Source organism: Lederbergia galactosidilytica, assembly GCF_017873565.1.
Classification (GTDB): Bacteria; Bacillota; Bacilli; order Bacillales; family Bacillaceae_C; genus Lederbergia; species Lederbergia galactosidilytica.
On the sequence record NZ_JAGGKH010000033.1, the window covers coordinates 1 to 18,187 of the forward strand.

The window sequence follows — 18,187 nt, forward strand, 5'->3', positions numbered from 1 at the left end:
AGATACCTTAATTATAAACCAAAAACGGAGAGAAACCCCAAAAAAATATGAGTTTCTCTCCGTTTTTGTATAAAGGGACTTTTTCAGTGCCCTCCTTCCTACGGCGTCGGGTGGTTTTCTCTTTTTCTAGAAATGTTTTTTTAAAGAAATGTGCACTAAAGGCACGCACAATCCCTTTTAAAATTCCCTTTAGAAATTCAAGAAATGTTTCCATGATTATCACCTCCCTTCCTCAAACAGGAAAGAAGATTGACAACCAACCACCCAAACAATATTCAGTTGCTAGTTTGATAATATCATACTTTTTCGATAACGGATTCCTAAATTGAAACGTTTATTCTATTACTATTCAAAACAGCTAGTTTTATTGGTTCTCGCGAACGCGGCACCATATTTATGTTCAGAATCTGCTTCTATTATGATTCCAATTCCTTTTCCCTAATGACAAGGCGTTCAATTCCATGCTTCTCAAATTCAATTTCATATTCCTCTTCCAATTGAAAAAGATGCCTTAAGTATTCTTCCTTTGAGCGATACTTCTTCCCGATTTTTTGGATATCCCTCTTCGCCAACCGTAAACTAATCTGATTCCAGAAAACTTCATTATCATTTTCCTCAATATAAGAGTGCATACTTTCTTCATATTCCTTCGTTGGAAAATACTCCCCAAACGATTGATCAAATTCAATAAGATCCTCACAACCAAATGATTTGCTAAAGGAACAGACATATTGAAAAATTTCATCATACTCTTCATTTCGTTCCCCGTGCACTTTTGAGGAATTAGCCGTCCATTCACCAAGATATACAAGATCAAGTAGCTGTCTATACTGCTTTTTCGTAAAGTTTATTTTCACTACGACCACTCCATTTAAAGTTTTTCTTATCTTACCATAAAAGATGCATGGGACAAAGGTAAACCCCGTTCCTTTGTTCAGGGGCTTGACAAAGCGCTGAATTGTTCATAAATCTAGCACCATTATCTAGAAAATGGGTTTCTTTCTATATGAGAAATGGGGGTTCTGCTTGGGATGTGGGGATGTTTCCGCAAGAATGGGTTTCCTGCAATGGGATATGGGGATGGTCCCCGAAGAATGGGTTTCCTGCAATGGGATATGGGGAGGGTTCCCGAAGAATGGGGTTCCTGCAATGGGATATGGGGACTTCCTAAGAATAGGGTTCTCTTAATGAAAAACGGGGATTTTTAACCTCTAGAAAATCCCCATCAAAAGGATGATTTCTCGAACTTTATAAAGACAATTTTTATTATAATCTTTACTTTGCTTGATCTTGTTTAATGATTTTTCATATATTTTTCCCAGGCGTAAAAACTTTCATCCATACTATAGGCAGTAAAGCCGTGTTCCTTCAATTTTTTGGCAGCAATAGCTGATAGTGCACAAAATTTCCCACGACAGTAAGCAATAATCTCCTTGTCCTTAGGTAACTTCTGTAAATATAAATCCAATTCTTCCATAGGGACTGAGATTGCACCTTCTATATGGCCATTCTCAAATTCATCTTCTGCTCTCAAATCCAAAAGCACAATATCCTCTTTAGCTAATTTTCCATATAATTCATCTACAGATAACGTCTCAATTCCATCGAGATTTTTAATAAAATCTCTTTTTATTTGGTTAATATCGGAAATATGGTTTTCACTAATTTTCCATAGCGAATATAAGAAATCTACCACTGACTCATCCGTTAACGAATAAATCACATAGGTTCCCTTTTTTGTGAATTTAACCAATCTAGAGTCGTTCAAAATTTGAAGGTGACGTGAGACATTTGCTACAGACATACCGGAGTCCCTTGCTAGCTTCTCAACTGTTTTAGGTCCATTTGATAACAAATCTAATATTTCTAATCGTTTATCACTAGATAAACTTTTTCCCACTCTTGCAAGTTGTTTATACAATTGATCTTTATAATCCTTCGCAGAAGAAATAAGTTCTTCCATCCTCATCATCCTTTATTCAGCAAACATATAATTTGATGGTACTATTGTGACTTAAACGGTACATAGTAAAGATTTAAAATTAATCCAATACTGCCTTCATATGTTCTTTGCTAATGGCCCAATGGGATGCATTCCAATATCTTGCTCCCTCTTTTAGGTAGATAATTTGTGGTGATTCATGCTTGAGCTCTAGATCTTCAGCAATTTTATTAGATACTTCACGTGATTCAATGACCTTTACTAGAATGTAGTCTATATTAGTATTGGGCGCATCATCTAAATATTGATCAAACTCTTTTAGAGCATTAGCGCTTACTGAGCAAGTTGTACTATGTTTTATAATGACCTGATCTCGTTTTTTAGATTCCGTAAAAACTTCATGCCATTCCTCAAGGGTGGTAATTTCTCTCCACTTCATTTCACTACACTCCTGTCTAGAAAATCATTATTATATTTATAAAAAGGAGAGCGTAAATGGATTCTCTCCTCTGCATAATCTGTCATCCAAACTGATTAGCAGATTAGATTGTATCATCATTCTCCGTTTCACAAGCTTTCCAACTCAGTCACAATTCCTCGTGAAATAGATCACTTTCCAGATATACTTTGGCTTCTAACTTGTCCATCTTCTCATGGATAAAAAGTTCTTTCACAGTTTCAACTGATACGTCTATAAAACGGTTCTTTTGCAAATTCTATTGATCACTTGAAATGTATAATTTCTGCCTAAATATGTCAAGTTACATTCAATAATTTGTTATTCGTTATAAAGCTCATACAGTGAATCTAGTTTTATTTTTAATTCATCAAAATGGACAAAACGAGCTTCCCGCAAATATTCTTTTCCCTCGATAAATAAAAGTAGTGCTGGTACTGTAAAGACCGAAAGTTTAGCTGCTATTTCTTCTAATTGAGAGGCATCTACGAACCCTAAATAAATATCTTTATAATGATCTAACAGCTCTCTAAGTCTTGGAAGTACTGCATGGCACACACCACAGTTTTCCCTTGATACATAGATGAAGCTGAGGTTATGACTATTTATGAATCTGTCTACATCATATATTGTTGTTAAGTTTTCCATATCCTTCATTTTTGCGGCCTCCTTATCATCAAATCTTTTACAAAGTGATGTGGTATAAATAGATGTCTTTGGCATAGCGCCCTAGCCGCAGAGTATGGAGAAGAGAGTAGCTTCTACAGCTTGCATTGCCTAGTTTGAACAGGAAGGGCACTTGTTATAAAATTAAGTAAACCCTAATCATGAAACAATCACCACTTGTCTGGTATAAAACATGGCAAGTGGTGATTCCTTCGTGAAACAAAAATTTTCTTCTGCATTTTCATGATTTCTTTTCTATCATCATATTTTAGACTGATATACTACTCCATACCCTTCTAAATATAAAATTCACAACTGAATTTCTTATAAGGGCAAGGGAAAAATTTTTATTTTTTTCCGACAAAAGACTTCCTCTTCAATTTTGTGCAGGGCATAGCCCAAAAATAAGTGGGAGATGAATGTCGGTTGGCGGTATCCAAAACTCATGTTCGCACGGTACAATATTCCTGTAAATTGTTCTTTGAAAACTGAAGATATGAGGTTGTGACAGGAAAAACGTCTGTCACATAAAATCTTCAACGTTCTATCGCCTCCACGCATTCCGAAGTTGCGAAAACCAAGCTAAAGTAGGGTGCGTGGCGAGTCAACGTACAGGATATATAAAGCTTTCACCGTAGGGACTACGGGTAGAGCCTGCTAAAATAACCGAGGGATGCCTTGATGTTCGCAGGAAGCTCCCACTTCAAATTTCGTTAGAAATTAAGTGGTGAGTAGTTCAATTTAGTAACTGCATAACACGGTTTGGATCAAATCCTAATACCCATTGGCCATTTATTTCAGTTTGGGGAACACCCATTTGACCGGTTGTTTGCACTAGGCGGTTGGCGGCAATGGGATCTTGTTGGACGTTTACCTCTTTAAAAGGAATTTCCTTCTCCTTTAGAAAATTTTTCATCATGTCACAGTAGGGACAAGTACTTGTTGTATAGACTGTAATTTGATTCATAAAACAACTCTCCTTTTCTTAATCATTTTTTGTCATTTAACCTGTATTAGCTAACGAAGATCAATTATTGAATTTTTACGCGTTCCTTTATTTCCTCGACATAATGTTGTACCGCTTGCGCCGCAATACTCCCATCGCCTGTAGCTGTTACAATTTGCCGCAACGTTTTCTCACGAATATCACCTGCAGCGAAAATGCCAGGTACGTTTGTTTCCATTTGCTCATTTGTTTCAATATAGCCATTCCCATTGGTAATACCAAGGCTTTCGAATGGTGTAGACAATGGCAACATTCCTATATAAATAAAAGCCCCATCCGCTTTAAATTCTTTTTCCGTACCGTCATCTGTTGAAACAAGCGTAAGACTCCCGACTTTCCCATCTCTCTCATGAATTTCTTTCACTGTATGGTTCCAAATAAAATCAACCTTTTCATTGGCAAATGCACGATCTTGAAGGATTTTTTGGGCACGGAGTTGATCACGACGATGAACAATCGTTACTTTTGAAGCGAATCTTGTTAAATAAACACCCTCTTCAACAGCAGAATCGCCTCCCCCTACAACGACTAGCTCTTTTCCTTTAAAAAAGGCTCCATCACAAACCGCACAATAAGATACACCACGGCCACCAAGTTCATTTTCACCAGGTATGCCTAGTTTCTTATATTCAGCACCCGTTGCGATAATAACAGAATACGTTTTGTATTCTTTGGTACCGGCCACGACTGTTTTAATGTCTCCATTATCTACAAGACCTTTAATATCACCGTAGGCATACTCAGCACCGAACTTCTTTGCATGTTCAAACATTTTAGTTGATAATTCTGGACCCATGATACTTTCATAGCTGGGATAATTCTCAACTTCTTCTGTATTAGCCATTTGCCCCCCAGGAATCCCACGCTCAATCATTAATGTAGACAAATTGGCACGTGAAGTATAAACAGCCGCTGTCATTCCAGCCGGACCAGCACCAATAATGATCACATCATAAATTTTTTCTCCTGCCATGTTGTTCCTCCTCCTTTACTATTCAATTGATTAATTGAATTATAAGTGATATTTCTCCAAAAGTCAATTGATCAAATCCACTACAGCAGTTATAAAGTTTGGTGAATTTGAAATTTGAATGGCCTATACATGCTTCAATGGAGATGGTTATTGGTATATAGAGTCTATTAAAGTAATTAACTGTTAGTAAGTGTACATTTTCGTGGTTTTATGGATTTTCCACTTGCCAAATACCCCATTATTGCCCGCACATAGAATCGAGAAAGAACCCTCCTACTGAATAGGAAGGTCCTTTTATGGTATCTGATTCTGAACAAATTCTGGATCAGGATTCGCCTTAAATCAAAGATATTTAATCTACCGATGCAAAATTATAAGCATAACGTTGAAATCCAAGTTAAAGACCCTCTTCCACCGAAGAGGGTCTCCTCATTTCACTCCACTTTTAATCCTTATACCAACACTAATGCCTTTTCAGGTGCCAACCATAAGGGATTATAATAGGCCGGGTTTGTAGATAAAGGCAGTACTTCATCATTGAGATCAATCCCAAGTTTCTCTCTGACAAAGGTTTGTCTTGCCTCTATTCTTGCCCATACGTTTGGATGTTTCTCCTTTAATTCCTCCCGTAAGTCTTTATCTGCAATGACGACACTATCTTCACAGTTCAGACCTACACCATGCGGAAGCGGAGTTGGAATGATATCGCATTGGAAGGCCATGCCTGATGCAATCACCTCCCCACTATTTGGGCGTATAGGTGTATGAAGCCACTCATCTGTACTTGTTAGATGCCCTGGGTTCAGAGCTGGTTTTAAGTTCCCTTCTGCCAAAACAGTCCGACATTTTTCAAACAGATCTCCGCCACGTACACCGATTCCTACTTCTTGATACCATGTCGCAATCGCTTTAAAATATGGCTTTGCAAACTTCTCTATAAATTCTTCATTTTCCTTAGCTATGATTCCAGCGCGACAGCTTAGGCCTCCCCAATAGGAGACTACGGTTGTTGCACCATCTCCTAAGGCGATTTTCTTCCCAGATGGGCTACGCAATCCAATCATTTGGTCTTTCCTAGCTGAAAACATAAGATGGGCACTCAAAGGTTCTCCTGCATAATTCATATTTCTGACAGCTTCGAATTCTGACATCCCTACTTCTACACCATTGAGAATGTTTACAACTGCGGCAGAGGCTCTTGACGCTCCCCACTCATATACAGCAATCTGATCAGCTGTATTATAAACTCGTACCCCTTCTGTTGGATGCAACATAACAGGTGTTTTATCTAATAAGGTCGTAAGAAAGATAACTACTTGACCCCTACCTATGCTTCCTTCAATGATACTTGTTTTGAATATGCCCTTATTTCGATTATCTCTGCCCTTGGGCATCCATTTGTCGATTCGATTACGACCCGAAGTTGCTTTGTCTTTACTGAGTAAGGCAAGTGATGAACCCGCTTTCTCTTTCTATTAGCCTTTTCAGCAATGAGTGTTGTCCATTTCCCGTCTATATACGCTTCAATTCTATAATCGCGAACAAGCTCTGGTATAATGTCAAATGGAGTTCGATGGTGATGCAAATTAACTAAGTCTTCATTGACATCATCATTAAAGGTTAGCTGAATTTCTTTTAACGAAACATCTTGGTCCCAATTTAAAGAAATCCATTGCTCTTCTCCATTGGAAAGTTTGTCAGAGACCCACATATTTACACCACCATAAGGGCGCACCAAACCATTAATTACCTTTCTTGGCTCATAAGCCGTCAGAATGGACTTCATTCTAAAACAAAACAGTTTTCGGTGAACAGGCTTCATCGTCCATTCAAGAACTGGGCTAATAAATGTATAGGAATGAAGCTTAGTTTGTTTTACATCCTCTTTCACAAAGGATAATACACCTGTAACGGGTTCATGAGATAAATATAGTTTAATATTTTCATTTGCTTTAATGACTACAAAGGCATCATGATCAAATATGTGATCAGGAGAAAAATTTGTATTAACCCACTGTTTCTCGCCTTTCCTCACTTTAAATTTGCGCGTTTCAACCAGTTTATATGGAATGTAATTTTGAGGTTTTCCTGTATCATAAATCTCTACCTCAAGGTTTGTGGTTGACGTAGCCGCTACTAAAATTTCCAAATTTTTAACACCTGTTTCAGCAGGAAAAATAAACCCTACATCCGTTGTTAGACAATATTCCTCATTCGCTGTTTCAATCTTCAATTGCTTAAGATAACTGGATGCCGTTACCGTCGCTTTTAGGGCAAGATCATTTTTATCCTGATTTTTTATTCCGAGTACTGAAGCATCTTGTCTTAATAACATTTGTTGCATTTCTGCCATATAATCTTGAAATACCTCTCTTGGGCTTTTCTTTTTTTTAACACAAAAAGCTGCTCCGCTTCCGGCCGCTTCCCCTATGACTGCGCAGGTTGCCATTACCCTTGTCGATCCAAACGCTATATGGCTAGCACTAATATTACGTCCAGCGAACAGAAGGTTAGAAACATTTCCTGAATATAGTGATCTAAAAGGAATATGGTACGTTCCATTTGCTTGGAGATGCTGCGCACCACTTTTATCATCATACATTCCTTTTGAGGGATGAAGGTCAATGGACCAACCGCCAAATGCTACTCTATCGTTAAATAGCCTCTGCTCAGTAATATCATTTTGATGCAATATATAGTCACCAACAAAACGGCGATATTCTCTTTTTCCTGGAATAGATCCTACCCATTCTAGAGTTAAATTGTCTGAATCAAATTTCCCAGAGTTTTTAATATAGTCCCACACCCCATAGATTACCGACCAGAGTTCATCTCTTATCTCTTCATTATCATGAACTGTGTCCATTTCCCCTCCATATTCAATCCACCAATAATGACAACCCGAATCACCACTGCGAATAATTCGATTGGATAAGATTGGGGTTTGCGTTATATCCTTAGCAAAAGATGGTGGAATAAACTTTACGGGGTATCCTTCATCTCTTGTATAAAACAAAATCGTACTCCCTAATAAAATGTCATCTGAAATTTCTGGAGCTAAGGATTCTTGGAATTCATATTTAGATTCTCTTCCTATCCTATACTTAGCTCCAGCCATATATCCAATAAGTCCATCACCTGTACAATCAAGATAAACATCACTTTCAAAACAAATTTTCCGCTCAGATCCAGCCATCCACCCGGACACTGTTTTTATAATTCGATTAGTTTTTTCCCCTTCAACCTCTAATTCATGTACATCCGTATTTAAGAATAGTTCAATATTTTCTTCATTCTTCACTTTTTCCAGTATTAAAGCGTCCCATATAAAAGGATTTCCCTCCGGATTTCTGTACTGATTTTCTACAAATAATTCCCCCATTATTCCTGTTTCGCGTGCATAGCGATTAATCCCATGTTTTGTTGCTCCAACTACCCAAACCCTAATCTCACTACTCGAGTTTCCACCTAATACTGGACGATTCTGGATAAGAGTTACCTTATGACCAAGACGGGCTGCAGCAATCGATGCACAAACGCCAGCTAAACCACCACCAATCACCGTAATATCTGATTTAACATGTTCATATTTCAACTTTCCTACCTCCCTATATAATTACTGAAACAATCCCCTCTAACTATCTAAAAATAGCAGACTTTAACATATCTTGTAGGAAGGGGACCCTAAATGATTGAGATAGATTAATAAAATGGAGCACTCATAACATGCGGATAATATATAACTAAATCACGAGTTATATATTATCCGCTTCAATTTGCTTAGATTGTATTGACTATTGACATTCAATTCTTGTTTATTTCTAAGTTATGAGAATTCCCCTTCAATACCTGCTTAATCCCAAAGAAGTGATTCAAATACCTAGGGGCTATTAGGTTATAAACATGATGATCTGTAGAAGTTCTTATCTATAATCAATCCTCATCGCTTCCAATCTATAATTGACAAATCCTCAATTTCCAACTCGCTTGTTTGATAGGCGATTTTGCTTTCAATGTGACTCGAAAAACTTGTTCTCCCCAAACAGAACCTAGTTTTTCGTCTTCAATTATGATTCGCTCTGTTGTTGCAATAAGATTATCTGCATCATAATCTACTTTTATTCCTTTTGAATTGGCATTCTGAATGATGATAGATCCCGCTTGATCTAATTGTGGTTCAAAGGGAATCATCAAGCTTAGACTAACATCCTTGGTAGTCCTTTTAAGTTGAAATTTATCACAAATCTCGATATGCGATGGGTTCCCGCGATGAAACGTAAACTGCCGTTCCCAGTTTCCAATACCAGCCTTCTTGGGATAAGCTGAGTCAAGATTTAAAGAAAAGCGAACATCTTTTCCAATTATTTTCTGCTTTACTTGCGTAGCCTTGAATTGTTCCCCCACCCCTTGTTGAATACCATTTATCGTAGGCAAATTGTGATAAGCCGACTGCATTGTCCATATATCATAACGATTCGGCCCAAAAGTCTTACTGGTATATGTCTCAACACCAACGTCGATGATGAAAGGAGAACCATCAGAATAGACAATAAATTGTCCGATGTCATTATGATTATGACTTTCATCGTTATGACCTCCCTTTGCAGCAAGGTAAAGGCCTTTCGATGATCCTTCTTCTTCTCTAGCTGCCATCACTTGAATATCTTTTAGCCATACATCTCTTACATAGGGAGGTGTAGATGTAGCTGCTAACATCTCTTCAAAATCAAATAAAGCATGAATTTGACGATTTAAAGAATTTAGTCGCTTATCTTTGCCTACTTTACGTTGGAGATGGAATGCACTAGACCCTAATGACATTAACTTTTTATCATCAATACGGCAACCATAGCGGTATACTAGGTTTGAAGATATTTTTACTATTGCACCCCCATCAGCAAAGTTCGTAAAGTATTCGCCATCAATATAGCTTTTGTACAAATATCGGCCAATTTCTTTAATTAATGGCTCAGAATACATATCTATTTTCCCGTTCGATCCACTATATAACAATTCAAGGCAGTCAAATAAAGATCCTCCCGCACGTCCCCAGTACATAGTCCCTTCATCACAGCCACCATCTTCATGGTAGACATTAAGAAAACAGTCTAAACTGTGCAATGCCTTCTCCACTGCTTGTACCCGGCGTTCAAAATCATCTTCCAAAAACAAAAAAGCCATTAAACAATTCGAATTACACCATGGGTTCCAGTTATTCACTTTGCCTTTTGTAGCCAATCCCATCCACCAAAAGTCGTCCCTTGTCAAATAAGGATCTAGAATCCGCCGTTTTACCTCTAACTGAATACGATTACATATCAATGGATCGATTTGATCTAATCTGGACTTAAGAAAATAGTAAGTTAATGATAATAATCCAGCTGTCTCCCCGGCAAATAAATCGATGATTGGTTCAGATACGTTTGGTAATTTATTGTTAAGGTTATTGTGAGCTGGAACACCCCAAAATGATTCCTCACAAATACACCAAATGCCGTTTATAATATCATCCAAAAATCGACCTTCACTTTCTAAACACTCGGCAATTACAAGAGAAGCTAATGCCGACCTCCGTTGAAAAGATGGATTTTCATATCTTGTACGATTTCCATTTCTTACAAAATCCATAAAAAAATTTGCTGGCAATGAAGGCCATGTATAATTTAAATATATTTCAGCTTCTTTCATTTGCTCCATTCTCAAAGGATCAGTAATCGCCTCCCATTTATCTCGTTCCTCCACAGTAGGAAACGGTTTATACTCCTCCAAAGGAATGATCCATTTTCTCAGCTCTTCAACCTTATATTTTGGGCTTAACATAATGAAATTAACCTCCTTTTTAAATCCTTTTTCTGGGGAATATACTCCCTGCAATGAGAGATTAATGTACACCTCAATTCGTATATTTCTCATCTATTAAGATTGTTAAAACTAACTTGGTAAATTTATATCTTTTCGTCATTTCTTTTCATTCTCGTACCACTCATTTACTTCCTCTGTTATTTTTTGACCACCATCTTTTAACCATTTTTCCACGAATTGATCGAATGCATCGAGTGGCAACTCACCGGTTACAATCTTAACAAAATACTCATCCCTCGTTTTCGCAAGATCTGTTCCTTTTTTCAAAAATGTTGGAGAAACATAGGATAATACTGGGTTAGCAATCCCCATATCTGCCACTCTATCTAAATTCTCTTTTTGTAATCTCTGTACCTCTTCAGGAGCATGGAGGACTACATAGGCATATGGATCATAAGAATTGTGTCCAATTAGGTTCCCAACCCCCTCATCTCCATGTTGATCTGTTATCGTTTTTGTACCATCATCATTGACCTTATGATGAATATCTTCTAAACCATATCGTTTTAGTTCTAAAGCTTCTTCAGATGCTTGCCAGTCCAAAATTTCTATTACTTTCTTTACCTTTTCATCAGAACGATCATGTGGAATAACCCATTGTCCAAAAAAACCAGATGTTTGGATAAATCCGGAAGTTCCTGTTGGTCCAATTGGTGGATCAATCATAATTAACTCACCCTCTGGCTCAACCTTTGCCAAATTCTCCACATATCGCGCAAAATCACTTGTTTGCCCCGTGATCATAATGCCACCTTTTCCACCCTCGAGCTTTTCCCAAACTTGTGTATTTTTAAGTACAGGAAAATCCTTATCTATCCCACCTTCAGCATAAAGATCTCGAAACCAGCCTAGAGCTTTTTTTCGTTGTGGCGTAATATCCGCACTCATAAGTGTACCGTCCTCTTGCACACGCCAACCATTCCCTGTGTCAAACGCCATATTAATGCTATCAGCATGGGATACATTTTCCCCCATCACAATACCAAACGTGTCATCCTTCCCATTTCCATCTGGATCATCCGTTGTAAACTTAATTGCCGTTTCATAAAATTCATCAACTGTTTTCGGAATTGGTAAACCTAAATTGTCCAACCAATCCTTGCGAATTATCACCCCTGATCCAACCAAGGCACGTGTTCGAGGAATTCCATAAATTTTCCCGTCGTTTCTAACTGTATCGAATACCTCCTCAGGAGTCTCCATTATATGTGGTGCATCCTCAATATAAGTATCTAAAGCCTGAAATGCTCCCTGCTCTATATACTTATTTAACTCAGCATCAGGAAAAGCAGTCCATACTGCAGCATCTGGCATATCTCCTGACGCAACCATTACTTGAAGCTTTTCTTCATAGTTATTCGATGGAACAGCCATTAAATCTAATTCAACATTAAACTTTTCTTCCATCATCTCCCAAATGTCATTCTTCTTTGGTGGATTCGAATATAAGGGATACATCAAACTTATCTTCATTCGTTCATCTTTACCACCCGTGTTTGATGTTTTTGAACATCCGGATAAGACTAAACTCACAATCATGCTAACAGCAAAAAATATATATAGAATGCTCTTCATTCTTTTAGTACGAAAATGATTTCGCATCTCTCTCTCCCCTTTTTAATCATGGTTATTTTTTCACAGAAAATTCAACCTTTAACAGAACCAAGCATTACCCCTTTAGCAAAGTGTTTCTGTAAAAATGGATAGACAATTAAGATTGGAACTGTAGCTACAACAATGGCTGCCATTTTAATAGTTGTAGGCAACACCTGTATTTCTCCAGCATCTACCGATTGAAACTCTGTCGTTGAGCCAATAATAATCATTTGTCTTAACAGAACTTGAATTGGCCACATATCGGTATCATGTATATAGATAATGGCTGCGAAGAACTGATTCCAATGCGTAACTGAATAGAATAATGTAAAGGTTGCGATCGCAGGCATAGATAAAGGAACGACGATGCGAAATAACACACCAAAGTGGCTACATCCATCTATCCTAGCTGACTCTTCTATTTCGCCTGGAATACTTTGAAAAAAGTTTTTCATAATAATTAGGTTAAATGCACTTATTGCTGTTGGAAGAATCATGGACCAGATAGTATTAATTAATCCCGTCCATTTAACAATCATATACGTCGGGATCATTCCACCGCTAAAAAGCATAGTAAATAAAACCAAAAACATAATGACACTTCGCCCCTTTAACGTCTTTTTCGCCAAAGGGTAAGCCATTAGAGCCGTAAATAGAATATTCGTTGTAGTACCAATAACAGTTAGAAGCACGGTCACCCATAAAGATCGAATAAAACTACTATTAGAAAAAATAGTTTCGTAGGCCGATAATACAAATTCCTTTGGCCAAAGAATTAATCCCCCCTGCAACACCTGGTCCAGCGGCGCAAAAGAGACGGCTACAATATAAATGAATGGAAGTAAGGTAGCCAAGCCACATAAAGTTAAAATAATATAGTTTGCGACATCAAATATTCGACTTCCTAATGTTGCTTTCGTGTGGTACATTCATTTGCCTCCCTCATCTAGCTGTTATTAAAAGATTCCTTCTTCTCCTGACTTCTTAACGATCCAATTGGCACCAAAGACAAGTACTAAGCCAACAATGGATTTGAAAAAACCAATGGCCGTCGTATAGCTGAACTTCCCACCAACTAAACCTTCTCTGTATATATAGGTCTCAAAAACATCTCCAACATTATAGGTCAATGAGTTTACCATTAAGAAAATCTGTTCAAATCCAACATCCAAAGTATCTCCAAGCCGCAAAATAAGCAATATAAAAATCGTACTCTTTATAGCTGGAAGCGTTATATGCCACAATAGTCTCCAGCGATTTGCTCCATCAACGATAGCGGCTTCATATAGTTGTGAATCCACTCCTGACAACGCAGCTAGAAAGATAATCGTTCCCCAACCAGTTTCCTTCCATACACTTTGCGAAACAATTAAAGAACGAAATAAACTATCACTCGTTAAAAAAGGAATTTCTTTTCCCCCAAGGACTCTAATAAACTCATTCACAATTCCATCCTGTGTCCCAAATATCACATAGGTCATTCCGGCCACTACAACCCATGATACAAAATGAGGAAGATAGATTACGGTTTGAATCGTCCGTTTGAAAATTTCCCTTCTAATTTCATTTAATAATAAGGCAATGATAATTGGAGCAGGAAAAAAGAACACCAATTTGTAAAAGCTTATTAAAAGCGTATTTCGCAATAAACTCCAAAATTTTTCTTCAGCAAATAATGTTCTGAAATGCTCAAATCCTACCCATTCACTCCCAAAAATCCCGAGAAAAGAGCTATAATCTTGGAACGCAATCACATATCCCCACATTGGCAAGTACTTATAAATCAAAAAAAATAGAATACCAGGCAGTAACAGACAATAAAGTTCCCAGTCTTTTTTTATTGCCTTCATCAAACTAGCCCTTTTCATCTGCACTTTTCCATTCTTCTGTCCAATAATCTCGGTTTGCAACATCGTACCTCCTTTAAATCGAAATGTAATCTTGCTATGAAAAAGTTATATTTAAGGTAATTTCCAAAAGAAAGACGATACTTCACCAAAAAGTTCCGTTTTCCTGTATTCACAACTCGATGCCCCCATCCTTTAGCGGCATAACTGACTTGTTATACCTAACAAGAAACTCAGTAAAACTTCTTTCCTATTTTGCACAAGAAATCTTCCTGAACCTTTCAATCCAATGGCAGCCCTTCCATTTTGTTAATTCTGATGGAAATGTCCCTTTGTTATAAACGGTTCTTTTCCCATGGTTCTGCAGAGAACACTGTAATCTTTACTAATAGATCTGTCTCTTTAAAAAGATGGTAGCAAATACTTCATATAATATATGGGCATCGTCTTGCTAAATTTGCTTCACTTCTTCTCTGTCACTATATAGGCCCTTTAATTAGAAAATGTCCCCGTATCGTTTTGTTTATCTTAGACTCTAAGAACGCACTTAAAGGTAATTCTGATGGAAAGTTTCCAAAAAGCTTCACTTCCCAACTTACATGTTATCCAGTGTTTGCATAGTTGTTTTTCTCCTCCCTCACTATTCCTTAACAGAAGTCGTTTTCTACTTTAAATAAAACCCATATAACGCATCAACTTACTATGGTATTAACACACATAAGGCTAATTTCCTTTGCAACTAATATTGTGCTAGGATAATATCTTCCTCATAAAAATGTAATATTAATGCTTTAGTTATTGTAAAAACTAAGAAGCAGGTAACTCTGTTGAAAATCTTTAGGGATCCTATTGTTAGAAATTGTTACTTTTACATAAGTATCACCCCTTTCATTCAATTACATATGCCTTAATCTGGGCATTTAAAAGGTAATAAAAATTGGTGGTAAAAGGTATTCTTAAAACTCTTAGGGTGTAATTAGTCAATAGATGTCAACTAAACTAATTATAGGAAGACCAAAATGAAACTTTTGTTGATACTCCTGTTACTAAATTAAGTAGTATTTACCAAGTTATTCTAATTGGAAAAATGCCAATAAAATCGATCTAATTCACAAAATTTTCCATCTAATAAGTCAAACTGTAGATCAAATTTCCAAATTTTATAGGGGGATTATGAGAGTCTAGCTTCTCTCGTTTTTAATATCAAAACTATGAGGGAATTTCATGGTGTCGCTAGATCGGTGTTTTTTCATTATGGGTATGAATTGATTAAACTATTTTCTCTTATAATCCTTCATCTCCTTAACTGCTTATCACTAAATAGCTATGAGATAAATATAGCAAGTAACAAGTATTTGCTAATATCTGGATTGGTTTGCAAACCTAAATACCTAACCTATAGGTAGAAATAAGAGGTTGATATAGTTAAATATTCCTAAAACTCTTATTGTTTCATTTATTATACACAACAAAATGTTGTATGTAAATACACAAAACAATAATTAATTGTATTTAGCGGTTTATCCAACTTCTAATTGTATAATTTTGTAAAAGTATTTGTAGAAGGGGACTAGCTATGCACGTATTAGGCGAACGCTTAAAAGATCTTCGAATAGAAAATGGCTATAAACAAGAAGATTTAGCAAAACTCATTAATGTGACAACTAGTGCCTATGGTTATTACGAACAGGGTCGCAATGAGCCATCATTGGAGTCAATCATAAAAATAGCAAAATTCTATAAAGTTTCTGTTGACTATTTACTTGGATTAATCAATACTCCTAATCATTCCGTGCAATATACAATTACTGAGGATTTATCACTTAATGAATTAGAGTTACATACTTTAAAAAAACTAAAAGATTCGTTTCTTAAGGAAATTAGTGTACATCCAGAGGAAAATGTGGAGAAACTACATAGATATTGGGAATTCATGAAAAATGAACACTAATTAGAAATACGGTACTGGATTAAACGCTTTTGCGGTTATTAATTTCACAAAAATTCTTTTGGCTTAAATAAACCGAAGCTCTCACCTTAAAAAGGCTGAGAGCTTTTTGTTGGATACTTAATAATTCCCTCTAAATTAGGTTTTACCTGTGAGAGTATAATTAAGAATGATCCTTTATGGAAAGATATTCCCGATTCCGTCCTACTACTTTATTACATAGTGAGTATCATCTATACAGGACTGCCGGGCACAATCAGCAGCAATTTCCCCGTATTACTTAACGCTGTACCTCCTGTCTCCAAACCATTCACACCTCCACCACCCCTCTCTCAATATTCTCCCGTATTTTCTCCAAGGTAACGGCCTTGCGCTTTTTGATGGCGGAGAGGGAGAGTTGTTCTTTTTCGGCAATGTCACGGGTGGTCATTTCCTTGTAGAAGGCATCGATGGCCCATTGTTTTTGTTTGTCGGTAAGGCCGATGAAATAGTTTTGCAGGTGTTCTTGTTCCAGCCATTGTTCCTCTACTACCACTGCATTTTCCCAGAACACTTCATCTGGATAAACATTTCGTTCCTCGTTTTGCCTGTGTTTTGTGAGATCTGTCATGATCCGACCTTTTATGTAGGAGTAGGCATAAGAAGAGAATTCTCCTTTTTCTTGGTCAAATCGCTGGTGTGCATCCCATAAGGCAATCAATCCTGTTTGGTAAAATTCATCCTGATTTTTATAGATGAATAAGGAGTTCATCACTTGGTAAATCATCGGTCTAAATTTCTCGGCAATTTCATCAAAACTTTCCATTGGTCGTTCCTTTTGGAAAGCGCGCTTTCTGTGTATTCCTAGGTATCTCTACCTTAGGAAAAAACGATCTTCTATGCGAATGGCCGTTTTTGCAAAATCACTATTTACATTCTGACAAATCCCCCTCCACTTTTTGCCCATTTCATGAAGGTAATTTGACAGAACAAACAAAGAGTCACTTTTACAGAGAAAATAAAGCCAAGATTGCCTTCTATCTGTCACTGCAATACTTACTCTTTGGCCATGGATGATCATTGCCTCTCAATATATAGTATGGAATCATATTATTTGGAATTTTCTATCTTATATAGGATAATGGACATAGGTATTTTATCTTTACTATTAAAAATTCAAACAGAAAGGGAGAGTGAAATTGATCAATCGATTGGGAGATAGCCAAAAAGAAGAGGTGCGTGAGGACTATATCATAAAGTCTTTCACAGCTGGTTTATTGCCATGGATCGATCACTACGGATATTTGGTTACACGAGTCGTTGAAGAAAATGATTTTTTTACAGTACGAAAAAGCCCCTTACACATTATGCAAGAGAGCCTACTTCATTATGGGCATGATTTAGACGGCGCTATCAAAGCAGCCAAACAAGCTTTAGGAAATATTCATATGCCCCCTGTGAAAGTATGCGATAATACATACTGGTTTCCCATCTATTCAAAGGAAAAAGAACATAATATTTGGCTGTCATCCAATCATGGAAATTACTCCATCGCCAAAAATAGAAAAGAAACAAACTTACACATAGGTAACCATATCATTACGTTAGAACTTAGTAAAAGAGCCTACGACAGTAAATTGAGTAAAGCAAGAACGCTTGAAAAAATACATCATCAGCGTTTTCAAGAATTATATGAAGACGCACTCCCCGAGACAGAAGCTCAAATCATCAAAGAGTATCAACACCCTTACTACCGCTATACTCAGTTCCACCAAGAACCAAACAATAAAAAAAGAGAGAGGCAAAAAATGGTCTTTTTAAAGTATTGATCTTATGCCAAATATTCTGAATTTCCTGAAAGGGCTTACCTTGGTGTTGTTAGATCAATCCCTAAATCTATAAATTTTTTCC

Annotated in this window: 15 protein-coding genes and 1 pseudogene; 2 read left to right on the plus strand and 14 right to left on the minus strand. The window is 37.0% G+C overall.

Annotated features, from left to right (window positions below):
* Window positions 1–7: 7 nt before the first annotated feature.
* The 13 genes and pseudogenes from J2Z23_RS21350 to J2Z23_RS21410 form a co-directional block, all read right to left on the minus strand.
* Window positions 8–214, minus strand: a complete 207-nt coding sequence (locus tag J2Z23_RS21350; protein ID WP_209975285.1) for a hypothetical protein — start codon at window positions 212–214, stop codon at window positions 8–10.
* Between the two features lie 202 nt (window positions 215–416).
* The gene (locus J2Z23_RS21355; protein ID WP_057984728.1) at window positions 417–857 is read right to left on the minus strand and encodes a hypothetical protein; all 441 of its coding nucleotides are present in this window, start codon (window positions 855–857) and stop codon (window positions 417–419) included.
* A 437-nt stretch (window positions 858–1,294) separates the two neighbouring features.
* Window positions 1,295–1,963, minus strand: coding sequence for an ArsR/SmtB family transcription factor (locus J2Z23_RS21360; protein WP_209975247.1), 669 nt, complete (start codon window positions 1,961–1,963; stop codon window positions 1,295–1,297).
* A gap of 79 nt (window positions 1,964–2,042) precedes the next feature.
* Window positions 2,043–2,381 (minus strand): bacillithiol system redox-active protein YtxJ, encoded by a 339-nt coding sequence (ytxJ, locus tag J2Z23_RS21365; protein WP_209975249.1) that lies wholly within the window; start codon window positions 2,379–2,381, stop codon window positions 2,043–2,045.
* Between the two features lie 339 nt (window positions 2,382–2,720).
* Window positions 2,721–3,056, minus strand: a complete 336-nt coding sequence (locus tag J2Z23_RS21370; protein ID WP_209975251.1) for a thioredoxin family protein — start codon at window positions 3,054–3,056, stop codon at window positions 2,721–2,723.
* A gap of 745 nt (window positions 3,057–3,801) precedes the next feature.
* The gene (locus J2Z23_RS21375; protein ID WP_209975253.1) at window positions 3,802–4,032 is read right to left on the minus strand and encodes a glutaredoxin family protein; all 231 of its coding nucleotides are present in this window, start codon (window positions 4,030–4,032) and stop codon (window positions 3,802–3,804) included.
* A 64-nt stretch (window positions 4,033–4,096) separates the two neighbouring features.
* The gene (gene trxB / locus J2Z23_RS21380; protein ID WP_209975255.1) at window positions 4,097–5,044 is read right to left on the minus strand and encodes a thioredoxin-disulfide reductase; all 948 of its coding nucleotides are present in this window, start codon (window positions 5,042–5,044) and stop codon (window positions 4,097–4,099) included.
* A 452-nt stretch (window positions 5,045–5,496) separates the two neighbouring features.
* A complete protein-coding gene (locus J2Z23_RS21385) occupies window positions 5,497–6,438 on the minus strand; it encodes a hypothetical protein (protein WP_209975288.1) in 942 nt (313 codons plus the stop codon).
* Window positions 6,372–8,642: pseudogene (locus J2Z23_RS21390) on the minus strand (FAD-dependent oxidoreductase); the annotation flags it as partial. The pseudogene J2Z23_RS21390 and the gene J2Z23_RS21385, both read right to left, overlap by 67 nt.
* Before the next feature lie 356 nt (window positions 8,643–8,998).
* Window positions 8,999–10,864: a heparinase II/III domain-containing protein gene (locus J2Z23_RS21395; RefSeq protein ID WP_209975259.1), complete on the minus strand. Its 1,866-nt coding sequence runs from the start codon at window positions 10,862–10,864 to the stop codon at window positions 8,999–9,001.
* Between the two features lie 138 nt (window positions 10,865–11,002).
* A complete protein-coding gene (locus tag J2Z23_RS21400) occupies window positions 11,003–12,508 on the minus strand; it encodes an extracellular solute-binding protein (protein WP_209975261.1) in 1,506 nt (501 codons plus the stop codon).
* Between the two features lie 44 nt (window positions 12,509–12,552).
* Entirely contained in the window at window positions 12,553–13,431 is an 879-nt protein-coding gene (locus tag J2Z23_RS21405; protein WP_209975264.1) for a carbohydrate ABC transporter permease, read from the minus strand.
* Window positions 13,432–13,458: 27 nt separating this feature from the next.
* Complete coding sequence (locus tag J2Z23_RS21410; protein ID WP_209975266.1) at window positions 13,459–14,415, minus strand: ABC transporter permease; 957 nt, start codon at window positions 14,413–14,415, stop codon at window positions 13,459–13,461.
* A gap of 1,510 nt (window positions 14,416–15,925) precedes the next feature.
* Between J2Z23_RS21410 and J2Z23_RS21415 the strand changes: the two genes are divergently transcribed.
* Window positions 15,926–16,300 carry a helix-turn-helix domain-containing protein gene (locus J2Z23_RS21415; RefSeq protein ID WP_209975268.1) on the plus strand — a complete coding sequence of 125 codons (375 nt, stop codon included), beginning with the start codon at window positions 15,926–15,928 and terminating at the stop codon, window positions 16,298–16,300.
* 307 nt (window positions 16,301–16,607) lie between these two features.
* Here J2Z23_RS21415 and J2Z23_RS21420 read toward each other — a convergent pair whose 3' ends face one another.
* Window positions 16,608–17,102, minus strand: coding sequence for a sigma-70 family RNA polymerase sigma factor (locus tag J2Z23_RS21420; protein WP_209975270.1), 495 nt, complete (start codon window positions 17,100–17,102; stop codon window positions 16,608–16,610).
* A 373-nt stretch (window positions 17,103–17,475) separates the two neighbouring features.
* Here J2Z23_RS21420 and J2Z23_RS21425 point away from each other — a divergent pair, with 373 nt between their 5' ends.
* Complete coding sequence (locus tag J2Z23_RS21425; protein WP_057984695.1) at window positions 17,476–18,105, plus strand: competence protein ComK; 630 nt, start codon at window positions 17,476–17,478, stop codon at window positions 18,103–18,105.
* The last annotated feature ends 82 nt before the right edge of the window (window positions 18,106–18,187 follow it).

What these genes read in the sequence shown, in the direction of transcription:
- J2Z23_RS21350 (WP_209975285.1), bottom strand. Translation starts at nt 214, where the DNA reads ATGGAAACATTTCTTGAATTTCTAAAGGGAATTTTAAAAGGGATTGTG.
- J2Z23_RS21360 (WP_209975247.1), bottom strand. Translation starts at nt 1,963, where the DNA reads ATGGAAGAACTTATTTCTTCTGCGAAGGATTATAAAGATCAATTGTAT.
- ytxJ (WP_209975249.1), bottom strand. Translation starts at nt 2,381, where the DNA reads ATGAAGTGGAGAGAAATTACCACCCTTGAGGAATGGCATGAAGTTTTT.
- J2Z23_RS21370 (WP_209975251.1), bottom strand. Translation starts at nt 3,056, where the DNA reads ATGAAGGATATGGAAAACTTAACAACAATATATGATGTAGACAGATTC.
- J2Z23_RS21375 (WP_209975253.1), bottom strand. Translation starts at nt 4,032, where the DNA reads ATGAATCAAATTACAGTCTATACAACAAGTACTTGTCCCTACTGTGAC.
- trxB (WP_209975255.1), bottom strand. Translation starts at nt 5,044, where the DNA reads ATGGCAGGAGAAAAAATTTATGATGTGATCATTATTGGTGCTGGTCCG.
- J2Z23_RS21385 (WP_209975288.1), bottom strand. Translation starts at nt 6,438, where the DNA reads ATGCCCAAGGGCAGAGATAATCGAAATAAGGGCATATTCAAAACAAGT.
- J2Z23_RS21395 (WP_209975259.1), bottom strand. Translation starts at nt 10,864, where the DNA reads ATGTTAAGCCCAAAATATAAGGTTGAAGAGCTGAGAAAATGGATCATT.
- J2Z23_RS21400 (WP_209975261.1), bottom strand. Translation starts at nt 12,508, where the DNA reads ATGCGAAATCATTTTCGTACTAAAAGAATGAAGAGCATTCTATATATA.
- J2Z23_RS21405 (WP_209975264.1), bottom strand. Translation starts at nt 13,431, where the DNA reads ATGTACCACACGAAAGCAACATTAGGAAGTCGAATATTTGATGTCGCA.
- J2Z23_RS21410 (WP_209975266.1), bottom strand. Translation starts at nt 14,415, where the DNA reads ATGTTGCAAACCGAGATTATTGGACAGAAGAATGGAAAAGTGCAGATG.
- J2Z23_RS21415 (WP_209975268.1), top strand. Translation starts at nt 15,926, where the DNA reads ATGCACGTATTAGGCGAACGCTTAAAAGATCTTCGAATAGAAAATGGC.
- J2Z23_RS21420 (WP_209975270.1), bottom strand. Translation starts at nt 17,102, where the DNA reads ATGGAAAGTTTTGATGAAATTGCCGAGAAATTTAGACCGATGATTTAC.